The organism is Nonlabens sp. SY33080, from assembly GCF_011784885.1.
Taxonomy (GTDB): domain Bacteria; phylum Bacteroidota; class Bacteroidia; order Flavobacteriales; family Flavobacteriaceae; genus Nonlabens; species Nonlabens tegetincola.
This window is the reverse complement of record NZ_CP050461.1, coordinates 81,652-94,805: the sequence shown is the minus strand read 5'-3', so window position 1 is coordinate 94,805 and position 13,154 is coordinate 81,652. Positions and strand designations below refer to the sequence as shown.

The following is a 13,154-nucleotide window of genomic DNA, read 5'->3' as shown; positions in this document are numbered from 1 at the left end:
TGACTGTATTAATAAAAGTCTACTGAGCCTGTTGAAATGTCATACATACCACCAACTAATAAAACATCTTCATCCTCTACAAGTTCTCTGATTACCTCACTTTTTTTAAGGATGTTTTCAATCGTCATCAATACGTTTTGTTTAGCGACAGCATTTACAAAGTCAATATTTTTAGAGGTACGTTGGTCTTCTTCCTTTGGCTCCTTTACAGCTTCAACGGCTGGTTCTAATTTATTAATCAATGTGGTAAGGTTACCCATACGTGCATGATCACAAGCACCTTTAATGGCACCACATGCAGTATGACCTAATACTAAAATAACTTTGGTTCCAGCAAGTTTAGTAGCAAACTCCATACTTCCCAAAATATCTTCATTAACGAAGTTTCCTGCAATTCTTACACTAAATAAATCTCCAATCCCTTGATCAAAAATATGCTCGGCGCTTACCCTACTGTCTATACAATGAAGTACGGTAGCAAATGGGAATTGTCCAGTGCTAGTTGATTGTATTTGTTCGTTTAAATTTCGTGAAATTTGTTGTTGCCCAACAAATCTTTGATTTCCTTCTTTTAATTCTTTTAAAGCGGCTTGCGGAGTCATCGCCGCTTGTGTTTCTTTATTTTGTGTAATCATCATTAATAATTAAGCTGATTGTAATTTTTTTCGTTTAAAAAACTCGATAAAACTATCGGGATTTTCCACCGTACCTCTTTGTGAGTATAGTTTTATGTAGATGTTTCTATTTTTAGCTTTTGTCCCAAAGTCCTCTAAAATTTCGATAACATCGTGATCTAGATAAACTGTATTACGCACGTCTATCTCTAGGAAGGTATCTTCTGGTATGCTATCTAATTCTTTTAAAATAGTTGCTTTATTGAAGAAAGTCACTTCTTCAGCAAAAGTCATGTTTATCTTATGCTGGTTGTCCACCTCAGCTTCTTTTTTATGTAGAAAATGACTGTTCTTAAAACTTTGATATAAAGTAAATACAATTCCTATGGCCAGCCCTACTCCTACTCCTGCAAGGAAGTTAAAATATAAAACTATCACAGTTGCGATAAAGGGTATAAACTGTCTCCATCCTGCTTTCCACATTGCTGCAAAAGTTTTTGGATTAGCAAGTTTATATCCTACTATTAATAATATAGCTGCAAGAACCGAATTAGGGATCATGTTAAGTATGGTAGGGATTGATATAACTGATATCAAAAGGAAGAAACCATGAATTATTGCGCTCATTTTAGTACGTCCACCACTTTGAACATTGGCGCTACTGCGCACAATAACTTGAGTAATAGGTAATCCTCCTATTAAAGAAGAAAGTACGTTACCAGTTCCTTGGGCCAGTAATTCTCTGTTGGTTGGTGTTACTCGTTTTTGAGGATCTAGTTTATCAGTAGCTTCCACACACAATAATGTTTCAAGACTAGCTACTAGTGCAATCGTAAAGGCAGTTATCCAAACTGAAAAATTACCTAAATCACTAAAATCAGGAAAAGTAAATTGACCAAAAAAGTCATCCATACTGGACGGCACAGGAACATTTACTAGGTGTTCATTGGCAATACCATATACTGTATTATCTTGAGTAAAATAATAGTATAATATTCCTACTACCACAGCTACCAAAGGCCCTTGAATTAAGTGGAACACTTTAGACTTTTTAACTAATACGTTACTCCATAACAACAAAATTACCAATGAAATTACAGCTATTATAGTTGCACCAGGACTGATAAATTCACCAATCTTTCCTATTTCAGAAAAAGTAGTTTCTCCGTCTAATTGAAAAAACATCCAATCTCCTTGAGGATCTTTATCTAACCCGAAAAAATGTGGAATTTGTTTAGTGAAAATAATAATACCAATACCTACTAGCATCCCTTTAATCACACTACTAGGAAAGTAGTATCCTATAACACCTAGACGTACAACTCCAAAAACTATTTGGATAACACCAGCTATCACAGCTGCGGCTAGAAAGGTTTCATATCCTAATTCACTAATAGATGCGAGTACAATTGCAGCAAGCCCAGCTGCTGGACCGCTTACTCCAATTTGAGAACCACTAAGAGCTCCTACTACTATTCCTCCTATAATACCAGCTATTATTCCCGCAAAAGGCGGTGCACCGCTGGCTAGCGCTATTCCTAAACAAAGTGGTAGTGCAACGAAAAACACTACGATACTTGCCGGTAAATCTGATTTTAAATTTTGTAAATACTTGGTTGTAGACATAATACGTTTTTTTTACATGCATGTGCATGGATAATACTAAATAAAGGGTAGAAATATTACGCTATGACTGGCGGCGGCAATTGGATTTGCCTGATGGGAGAATCCCAATTAAATGCATTATGATGACTAATCGAGCTTTTCACCTTATAAGATGGTATCGAAATGGATAAGATCGAATAAAATAAAACTGGTAGTTGGTTTTCTTTCTCTATCTCGTTAAGAGAAATTTGTTCAGAATCTAATTCGATATCAATATCATAAACTAGTTCTGATTTACTTACTTGATCCATTAAAGTAGGAATAACAGGTATTGAGATCAAAGCTAAAGCTAAGATCACCGCACCTATCATATATAGTCTTCCTAACTGCATATGGGGTAAATATAAACTATTTTTATAACTACTATAAACATATTTAATAGAACAATATAGGGCGTAAAAAAAGCCACCTTAAAGGTGGCTTAGCTATTTATTAATCAGATTACTTACTTCAAAGTAACACCTAATTTTGCTGCTACTGCTGGTGTAAGATTAACAGACTCATCTGCAAACAACACTGCACTTGCATTTACGACAAGTTTAAAACCTTTTTCTTTGGCAACGGCCTCTATTGCATCATTAACCCTTTCTAGAATTGGGTCTAACAATTCTTGACGTTTAAGACCTAGTGTTCTTTCTGCACTTTGAGCACTACTTTCTAATTCCTTTTGTAATGCATCTGCTTGTGAGGCATACTGCTTCATTTGTTCTTCTGTAACTCCAGGAGCACTTGCTTTATATTGTAAATCCGCTAATTTTTGTTTCGCATTTGCCTCTGCTTTTTGCAAGTCGCTGCCTAAACTTTTATTCAATTTTTGAATTTCTGCATTTGCCGCTTGCATCTCTGTCATTGAAGCTAGTAGATAATCAGAATTCACATAGGCAGTCTGTGCCATTGCCATTGAACCTATTAAAAAGAATAATAAAAATACTTTTTTCATTTGTAGTTATTTAAGGTTTGCAAGATAAACAACATGTCACACCTTGCATATTATTTCACTCAGACATTTCAATTATAATGCCGTAAATATAACCTGTTGAAAAAGTGGTTATTACGCTTTCGCGAAAGCGTAACAAGTACTCTCCTTAACATTAATTAACCTACTACTATAATGGAAAACGGTTCAAAAGATGTCGTTACCTTTTCTTGCGACGACGATTGGCATTCTTATCGCCACGAGTTTTGGGCTTTTTATACTTAGCCGTCATTTTGCGACGGTAACTACCACCTTGATTTGTTTTTTTGTTTTTATCCTTTTTTTCATGGAAAGCGGCACCACGCTCGTCTTCTTCTACTTTATTAGGATTAAAAATTTCTCTGACCTTGGGTTGTTCTTCAGGAGTTTTTTGTTTTGACACTTCTACTTCATCAGGAAAGGCAACTTCTGGAATAGAATAATCCATAAGTTGTTCAATAGCTTGTTTTGATTCTATCTCCTTTTCAGTGTAGAATAAAATAGAGTTACCAGCATTTTGAGCCCTACCAGTACGTCCTATACGATGCATGTAGTTTTCAGGAAATGTAGGTACATCGATATTAATAACGTGTGAAATTCCCTCAATATCCAGTCCACGTGCCATTACATCTGTAGCTACAAGAATACGGCAATCACCGTTTGTAAATGCCTCAATGGATCGTAAACGATAATTTTGTGTTTTGTTGGAATGAATAACTGCTACTTCATTACCGTAGTGAGGTAGGATGACCTCATGCAACCTGTCAGCACTACGTTTATTATCTACGAAAACCAGTACTTTACTATAAACCTCGTGATCGCTTATAAGGTGCATGAGTAAATTTACCTTAGTATAAAAGTTAGGTACTGCTATACTTTGTTGATTTATGTTATCCAGCCTTGTTCCAGAAACTGCTACAGACACCTTGGTAGGGTTGTAAAAATAGTCCTTGATAAAGGCTTCTATTTGATCAGTCATTGTTGCAGAATACATGATATTCTGTCTTTTATTGGGTAAATGATCAAAGATATTGGTAAGTTGAAATCTAAATCCTAAATCCAACATCACATCTACCTCATCGATAACCACCTTTTTGCAATGTTTAAAACTTATAGATTGATGTACTATAAGATCATACAACCTTCCTGGAGTTGCTACCACAATATCAACACCGTTTGCCAGAGCTTTCTTTTGCGTGTTAATATTAGTGCCTCCATAAACTCCTTGAACCCTTAGCTCCATTTGCGCTGAATAGGATTTAATATTATCCACTACTTGAACTACTAATTCACGGGTAGGCACCAGCACCAAGATTCTAGGATCATCGATTTGTGCATAGGGTAAAGAATTAAGCAAGGGAAGCATGTAAGCAAGAGTTTTCCCTGTACCCGTTTGGGCAATACCTATAACATCACGTCCTGATGCTACCACTGAATAGGACTTTTCCTGTATAGGAGTCATGGTTTGAAAACCTAGGTCTTCTATACTTTTACGCAGCGGTGTTCTTAGTTCTAATTCAGTAAAGGTATTCATGGTTTATTGCTTTCTAGATTGCAAAGGTAAATTAATCTACTTGACCACTATTATTCAGTCATGCAGTCAAATAGTTAATCGTAATTTATAATTCCTATTAATCAACTTTTAAATTAATTAATAGTTGGGTTTCATATGAGTATTTACATTTGTTCAGGAACATCGATTCCTAGCAGTGAACAAGCGTCTTTGATTACTAACGCTGTTTTGTAACACAACAACAGTCTAAACTGTTTTAAATCGGCATTTTCCTCTTCAACGATCTTAGGTACATTTTGATAGAAAGAATTAAATTCTCGTACTAGTTCATACGTATAATTGGCAATACTAGCAGGATTTAATTTTGTAGCAGCATTGTGGATCACATCAGGGAATTGCTCAATTGTTTTAATGATTGCAATATCCTTGTCGGTTATATCTAGATCACTATTAGCATTTAATTTAGTAGAATCAAATTGAGCCTTCTTTAAAATAGATTTTATCCTAGCATGTGCATATTGAATAAAAGGGCCTGTGTTTCCTTGAAAATCAACAGATTCTTCAGGGTTAAACATCATGTTCTTAACTGGGTCAATTTTAAGCATGAAGTACTTGAGAGCGCCTAGTCCTATAATTTTGAAAAGGTCTTCTTGTTCCTGAGTAGAAAGTCCATCAAGTTTACCTTGTTCAAGAGCTATTTTACGTGCAGTAGCTGTCATCTCTTCCATTAAATCATCGGCATCTACAACGGTTCCTTCACGTGATTTCATTTTACCTGATGGTAATTCAACCATTCCATAACTAAGGTGATGCAGGTTTTCGGCCCAATCATAACCGAGTTTCTTTAAGATTAAAAACAAGACTTTGAAATGATAATCTTGCTCATTTCCTACCGTATAAACCATAGCATTTATAGGGTGATCCTTAACACGCTGAATAGCAGTACCTATATCCTGAGTCATATAAACGGCAGTACCATCACTACGTAGTACTAGCTTTTCATCCAATCCTTCATCTGATAAATCAATCCAAACTGAACCATCATCTTTCTTAAAGAAAACGCCTTTTTGCAAACCTTCTTCAATGATGTCTTTACCCAGTAAATAAGTATTACTCTCATAATAAAGACTATCAAAGCTTACTCCTAGATTATTATAAGTCACCTCAAACCCATCATAAACCCAGCCATTCATTTTTTCCCAAAGAGCAACTGTTTCTGGATCACCAGCTTCCCATTTCCTTAGCATTTCTTGTGCTTTAAGTAAGGATGGAGCTTGTTTTTCTGCCTCTTTAGGATCCATACCTTCATTAATGAGTTGAGCTATTTCTTCCTTGTATTGTTTATCAAACTTTACATAATAATTCCCAACTAATTTATCACCTTTTAATCCTATACTTTCTGGAGTTTCTCCATTTCCCTGTTCTTGCCAGGCAAGCATGGATTTACATATATGGATACCTCTATCGTTTATTATTTGTGTTTTATTCACACGTCTACCCGATGCTTCTAGAATTTGCGCAACACTATAACCTAATAAGTTATTTCTTATATGACCTAGGTGTAGTGGTTTATTCGTATTAGGTGAACTATATTCAACCATAATACCTGGTGAGGAATCATCAACTGGAGTAAAACCGTACTTAGAATTACTTAGCATTTCATTGAAAGCGATAATAAAGACAGTGTTTGTCAAGGTTACATTCAAAAATCCTTTGATTACCTCGTAGCTACCGATGAGCTCGGTATTTTCTTGTAAGTACGCTCCTATTTGTTCACCTATGACTGCTGGATTACCTTTAATTTGACGCAACATTGGAAAAACCATAATGGTAAAATGGCCATTTTGATCTTTGCGAGTTAGAGTTACCTCAACTTTTTCTAGATCAACTTGAAACAACTCTTTAACTGCTGTTTTAGTAACATTTTCCAACTGATGGATCACAGACATAGTATAGTAATTTAGGCCTGCAAAGGTAGTATTTCTAAACAGATAATGGAATAGAAAAAAGACTTGTGAACTAGGGTATTATAGACAAGATACTAGGGTTATTAAATATTTCTATTTAATTGTTACGCTTTCGCGAAAGCATAAAACCTCAAACATTATTTCATTCTTAAAAAAACACAGCTATCTAAATGTCTTTTAATAATATCTATTGAAAGGATTAATCAATAAAACAGACTCAATTAAAAACAATATGCTGTACAACGTCTCCTATAACAAGCCTGAAATTCAACGTAAACTACGACAGGAAGTTGGTGTACCGCTTTCCTTAAAAGAACGCTGGAAATTAAGAGGTTCTGGATCACCTAAACTGAACATCACAAGTTGCAGCATTCATATTCACAATCTACTCGTGCTTGACAATAATGCCAATATTTGTAATGTAGAGATACTCGAAAAAGGAATTATTGTGAGATTTAGATCGCTTTTGGAGACTTTTGCCTTACCCATTCCTTACTATAAACTAAGTATCTATAAAGGTGAAGCCGATGTCTATTCAATTTATAGAGATAATTATTTCATTAAAGTAAAGGCTAATCATAAGAGCGTTCACAAATTTTTTCAAAAAGTATTGCAACGCAAGGAAGAGCAAGGCTACACTTTTATTGACGATTTGTAGTACTATATTTGAATCATGAAACGTTTTTATTTATACTGTTTAATGATTGCGTGTTTCTCGTTTTATTCTTGTAATGAGAATGATAGTCAGGACAACTACAATGAATCCACAATCTTTTATAAAGGTATGGACTTATCCTTTCTAGAAGAACTAGAACAATCAGGATTGCAATTTAAGGACGAGAATAATAATGTCATATCAAACAATTATGCATACTTATCTAGCAAAGGCGTTAATCTCGTAAGAATTAGATTGTGGTTAAATAATCCAAACGGATTATACGACCTAGACCATCTAAAAAGACAAGCGTTACGCGCCCAAGAAAACGGCATGGAATTTTTACTGGACTTTCACTTTTCCAGCACATGGGCCGATCCAGGTTCACAGCGAACACCCAGTAATTGGAGTAATTATAGTCATCAAGAATTAACAGTCGCAATAGAAAACTATAGTAAAAATGTTTTGCAAGAATTAAACTATCAAGGTACGTTACCAAAATTTGTTCAAATAGGAAATGAGACTGATAATGGCTTTTTATGGCCTATTGGAAAGATATACGACAGTGGTAATGAGAATTGGAATAATTACATCGATCTAACTAAAGCCGCAATTAATGGTGTTAAAAGAGTATCTCCTACTTCAAAAATTATTATTCACAAAGCAGATATTGCAACTAGCGAGTACTTTTTTCAACAGCTTATAGATAGAAACGTTGAATTTGATGTTATAGGATTGAGTTATTATCCGTGGTGGCAAACTACTAATCTCGATGACATTGAACAAAAATTAGAGGAATTAGCACAAAGTTTTAATCAAGAAATATTGCTAGTAGAAACTGCCTATCCTTTTACCTTAAACTGGAATGATAATAAGAATAATATAGTAGGACTTCAAAATCAACTTATCCCAGAATACGGCGCCACACCAGTAGGACAGCGTAATTATTTATTGCGCATTCATAATACAATTAAAAACCTTCCTAAAAATAAAGGAATAGGTTTTTGTTACTGGGCACCTGACTGGGTTGCAGTAGCACCTGGTGTTTCCACTAGCACACAGGGAAGCAGTTGGGAAAATCTAGCCTTATTTAATTTTGAAAACCGAGTGACACCTGCCATCGAAATATACGCGATTGAATAATCGTTTTGATATGTAACATATTGTGACGTTCTTGCACTAACCATTCAAATCAAAAGAACATCAATTATGTTATTAAGCCTTAAAAATGTTTCTAAAACTTATAAAAACGGTGTAAAAGCACTGGACAATGTAAGTATTGATATTCACGCTGGAATGTTTGGGTTACTAGGTCCTAATGGAGCTGGAAAATCTTCATTAATGCGTACTATCGCTACCTTACAAGCACCAGATGGAGGATCTATTCATCTGGATGATTTAGATATTCTTAATAACAAAATTGAATTTAGAAAAACTCTTGGATATCTACCTCAAGAATTTGGTGTATATCCTAAAATGAGCGCTCACGATCTATTGCATTATTTTGCCCAACTTAAAGGAATTTCAAACAGTTCAGAAAGAAATGCAATTGTAGACAAAGCTCTTGAAGTTACCAATTTAAGTGATGTAAGACATAAACATGTAGCTGGGTATTCTGGAGGAATGAAACAAAGATTTGGGATTGCTCAACTTTTACTCAACGATCCTAAATTAATAATAGTTGATGAACCTACAGCTGGTCTAGATCCTGCAGAACGTCATAGATTCTTAAATGTCTTAAGAGAGATAGGAACAAATCATATTGTAATTTTTTCTACACATATTGTTGATGATGTGAAAGAACTGTGTACTGATATGGCCATTTTAAATGGTGGTAAAATTCTGGCACAAAATACACCGAAAAACCTAGTTAAGGCATTATCGGGAACCATATGGAAAACCACGGTAACCAAGGATCAATTACCTACTTATGAAGCGTCTTATAATATAATTTCATCCAGTTTTGATGAAGATAGCAATCTGGTAATTAGAGTAATGAACGATACACAACCAGCTCCAGAATTTATCGCTACTGATGCGTCTTTGGAAGATGTGTATTTCACAACATTAAAACAGGAACAACAAATAGAATTAAACTCATAATCATGTTTAGTACTATTTTTTTACACGAGCTTAGAACCTGGTTTAAGAAACCACTGTTCTATATTTATACTGGAGTTATCTTTCTATTAAGCTTATTAATTACCGCACTTTCCGTTGGAGTATTTGATAGTGACTCTGTAACCGTTACTTCTCCTTTTTATCTAAACAGTGCAGTAGGAGTTTATAGTTTAATAAGTGGTGGTATATTAATCACTTATTTACTTATCCCTAGTATTATAGGAGGAACTATCCAACGTGACTTTAGTAGTAACATGCACCACGTACTTTATTCCTATCCCTTAAATAAAGTAAGCTATTTACTAGCAAAATTCAGTGCTGGGATGCTACTCACACTATTAATTATTCTTGCAAGTATGCTGGCCGTTACAATTGGCTTTTACTTACCTGGAGCTAATGAAGATTTGATAGGACCTTTCTCACTCATGAATTACATTCAACCATTTTTAGTAATGGTGATACCTAATGTATTTTTCTATGGAGCCATCGTTTTTGCTATAACGACCTACTTCAGAAATATCAATTTAGGTTTCATGAGTGTACTCATTTTGATTATCTGTCAATTTGCTGCTGCTAGTTCGTTAGATTCTGTAGATGATACCTTTTGGATAGAACTTCTAGAACCTACTGGAGAAAGTGCTATTGGACAAAGAATTAAATACTGGACACCAGATGAGCAAGGCAGTAAATTATTACCTACCGATGGTACTGTATTGTATAATAGATTATTGTGGTTAGGGTTTTCCGTTGTTCTATTCCTTTCTGTAATCGTTGGTTTTAGATTTTCACAACATGCTATTTCGGTAGGAAGAAAGAAGAAATCATCACGAGTAATCAAACGTAATTTTGGAACTGTTCAGGATATTACTTTACCTAAGGTAAGTCAAAACTTCAGCTTTTTTAATCAATTGAAAACAGCTTGGACAATATCAAAATCAGACATTAAATACATTGTAACAGGATGGCCATTTATTATTATAGCGGTAATTGCTTTTGCCTTTTCACTTCTTACTATGTTGGTAAGCGGTCAAGTGTATGGTACAGACATCTTGCCAAAAACCTGGTTGATGTTACAAATCCCTGCAGGAATATTTAGCACATTTACCTATCTATTAATATACCTGTACACTGGCTTTATAATGGACCGTTCCAAAACGGCTCACATGTTACAGCTAGTAGACACCACTCCTACTAAAAATTGGGTTTTCCAATTATCACGAGTATTCTCTATGAGTATAATGGTGTTTTCTCTATTTATTATAGTGATGTTAAGTGGTATCATCATACAAACCGTAAATGGTTTTAATGATTATCAAATTGACCTTTATTTGTTTGATTTGTTCATGATCAAATTTTGGGAATTTTTACCATGGATATTGATGTCAATTTTAATTCACACTTTGATTAAAAATAAATGGTTAGGACTTATGACCTTGCTTGTAATTGCCTTAGGATTACCATTTGCCATGGAGGCTATAGGAGTCGAACAAGCTCAATTTATTTTTAACCAAGGAACCGGCGCTCCTAGTCCTTCAGATATGAATGGTTATGGAGATAGTATTTGGCGCTACTTCACATTTAGAGGTTACTGGATTGCTTTAGGTATAGCGCTATTTGGTGTTAGTTTATTATTCTTTAGACGTGGAATGAGCATAGGTGCAAGTGAGAGGATCGCTTTCGCGAAAGCGAGATTAAAAACACCTATCATCACACTACTTAGTGTAGGATTAATAATGTTTGTAGGAATAGGAAGCTACATTTGGAAAGTTAACAATATTGATAATGAAAGAACTACAGGAAAAGAACGTGAACTACTGGCAGTAAATAAAGAAAAGGAATTAAGTAAATATTTAAACGTTCCCCAACCTAGAATTACTGATGTTAAGGCGTTTGTTGATATTTATCCAGAAACTAGAGACTTTAAAGCTAGGGCAGAAATGCTTATGGTAAACAAGTCCAGCGCCGTTATTGATACACTGCACGTTAATATCAACGATACTCTTACTACAATTGAAACAGATCGTAAAATTGAAGTGGTTTACGACAACGAGGATTATGGCTATCGCATGTATAGGATAACGCCACCCTTGCAACCTGGAGATACGCTAGAGTTTAATGTAGCAACTTACAACAAAGAAAACACCTTCTTTGAAAAAAACTCACCTGTTGTTGAGAATGGAACTTTCATGAATAATTTCGTTTTTCCATCCATTGGATACAATGATCAAGGAGAGATCCGAAATACTCAAATTCGCAAAAAGTATGAATTACCTCCAAAAGATCGCTGGCCTGACGCAACTAAACCAGGTGTGCGAGACAATAATTACATAGGCGGAAACAGCGATTGGATAAACTTTGAAGCTACATTAAGTACAAGTCCAGATCAAATTGCCATATCACCAGGTTATCTAACTAAAGAGTGGGAAGAAAATAACCGTAAGTACTACTATTATAAAATGGATAGTAAAATGGTGAATTTTTACAATTTTATGAGTGGTAGATATGAAGTCATGCGCGACGAGCACGACGGCATTAAACTGGAAATCTATTACCATAAAGATCATGATTACAATATCGACCGCATGATGGCTGGCCTTAAAGCCGGACTAGATTATTATAATGACAATTTTACACCTTATCAACACAGGCAAGTACGCATCATTGAATTCCCAAGAAATTTTGGAACGTTTGCACAGGCGTTTGCAAACACGATACCTTTTAGTGAAGGAATAGGTTTCATTGCAGATGTTGATGGAAGTGACAAGGATGCAGTAGATTACCCTTTTAGTGTTACCGCACACGAACTTGCGCATCAATGGTGGGCACACCAGGTAATTGGAGCCTATGCGAAAGGTGCTACATTACTTTCAGAAAGTTTATCAGAATACAGTTCATTAAAAGTTCTAGAGAAATCTAGAGGAAAAGAACAAATGAGATCTTTTCTTAAAGACGCTATGGATAAATACCTTTTAGGAAGAACGGTAGAGTCCATTGGAGAAAACCCATTGATGTATAATGAAAACCAACAGTATATTCATTATCAAAAAGGATCTTTAGTCCTTTATGCAATGAGCGATTATTTAGGCGAGAAACCATTTAATAACGTGATTAAACAATTTGCAGAGAAATATCAGTTCCAAGGTCCACCATACCCAACAGCTATTGAATTTGTAGACGATATAAGAGCCGCAACTCCTGACTCGTTACAATATCTTATTAAGGATATGTTTGAAACGATAACTTTGTATGATAATGATGCAAAAAAAGCTACGTATACAAAACTTGATGATGGTCGTTATCAAGTGGAATTTACTGGATACATAACTAAGTATAGATCAGACAAAAAAGGAAAAAGTGTTTATAAAAACACGGTAGGTGATAGCCTTTCATACACTCCTGAAGGAAAGAAAAAAGCCTTAAAATCATTACCTCTAGCTGATTATATAGATGTTGGTGTTTTTGGAGAAAAGGATGATGAAACAGGAATTAACAAGGTTCTTTATCTCAAAAAACATAAAATTGTAGCTATTGAAAATAAATTCTCAATCATCGTAGATGAAAAACCTGTAGAGGTTGGAATTGATCCGTTCAACATATTGATAGACCGTAACTCTAACGACAATAGAACAGCGGTTAAAGAAAAGGAATAGATTTTTTCTTCGCG

General features: G+C 34.9%; 10 protein-coding genes. 4 read left to right on the top strand and 6 right to left on the bottom strand.

Features of this window, described 5'->3' with window-relative positions; genetic code table 11:
• Positions 1–8: 8 nt before the first annotated feature.
• The 6 genes from HCN53_RS00445 to argS all read right to left on the bottom strand — a co-directional run bounded on the left by HCN53_RS00445 (position 9) and on the right by argS (position 6,696).
• Complete coding sequence (locus tag HCN53_RS00445) at positions 9–635, bottom strand: carbonic anhydrase family protein (RefSeq protein WP_167341644.1); 627 nt, start codon at positions 633–635, stop codon at positions 9–11.
• Positions 636–644: 9 nt separating this feature from the next.
• Positions 645–2,240: a SulP family inorganic anion transporter gene (locus HCN53_RS00440; RefSeq protein ID WP_167341643.1), complete on the bottom strand. Its 1,596-nt coding sequence runs from the start codon at positions 2,238–2,240 to the stop codon at positions 645–647.
• Positions 2,241–2,296: 56 nt separating this feature from the next.
• Positions 2,297–2,611: a hypothetical protein gene (locus HCN53_RS00435; protein ID WP_167341642.1), complete on the bottom strand. Its 315-nt coding sequence runs from the start codon at positions 2,609–2,611 to the stop codon at positions 2,297–2,299.
• A gap of 113 nt (positions 2,612–2,724) precedes the next feature.
• Positions 2,725–3,219, bottom strand: a complete 495-nt coding sequence (locus HCN53_RS00430; protein WP_042279037.1) for an OmpH family outer membrane protein — start codon at positions 3,217–3,219, stop codon at positions 2,725–2,727.
• A 196-nt stretch (positions 3,220–3,415) separates the two neighbouring features.
• Entirely contained in the window at positions 3,416–4,768 is a 1,353-nt protein-coding gene (locus tag HCN53_RS00425; protein ID WP_167341641.1) for a DEAD/DEAH box helicase, read from the bottom strand.
• 143 nt (positions 4,769–4,911) lie between these two features.
• Positions 4,912–6,696, bottom strand: a complete 1,785-nt coding sequence (gene argS, locus HCN53_RS00420; RefSeq protein WP_167341640.1) for an arginine--tRNA ligase — start codon at positions 6,694–6,696, stop codon at positions 4,912–4,914.
• Between the two features lie 250 nt (positions 6,697–6,946).
• Between argS and HCN53_RS00415 the strand changes: the two genes are divergently transcribed.
• From HCN53_RS00415 to HCN53_RS00400, 4 genes are all read left to right on the top strand, one after another.
• Entirely contained in the window at positions 6,947–7,372 is a 426-nt protein-coding gene (locus HCN53_RS00415; RefSeq protein ID WP_167343224.1) for a hypothetical protein, read from the top strand.
• 15 nt (positions 7,373–7,387) lie between these two features.
• Positions 7,388–8,512: an arabinogalactan endo-beta-1,4-galactanase gene (locus HCN53_RS00410; RefSeq protein WP_167341639.1), complete on the top strand. Its 1,125-nt coding sequence runs from the start codon at positions 7,388–7,390 to the stop codon at positions 8,510–8,512.
• Between the two features lie 66 nt (positions 8,513–8,578).
• The gene (locus tag HCN53_RS00405) at positions 8,579–9,472 is read left to right on the top strand and encodes an ABC transporter ATP-binding protein (RefSeq protein WP_060522945.1); all 894 of its coding nucleotides are present in this window, start codon (positions 8,579–8,581) and stop codon (positions 9,470–9,472) included.
• A 2-nt stretch (positions 9,473–9,474) separates the two neighbouring features.
• Positions 9,475–13,140 (top strand): ABC transporter permease/M1 family aminopeptidase, encoded by a 3,666-nt coding sequence (locus tag HCN53_RS00400; RefSeq protein WP_167341638.1) that lies wholly within the window; start codon positions 9,475–9,477, stop codon positions 13,138–13,140.
• The last annotated feature ends 14 nt before the right edge of the window (positions 13,141–13,154 follow it).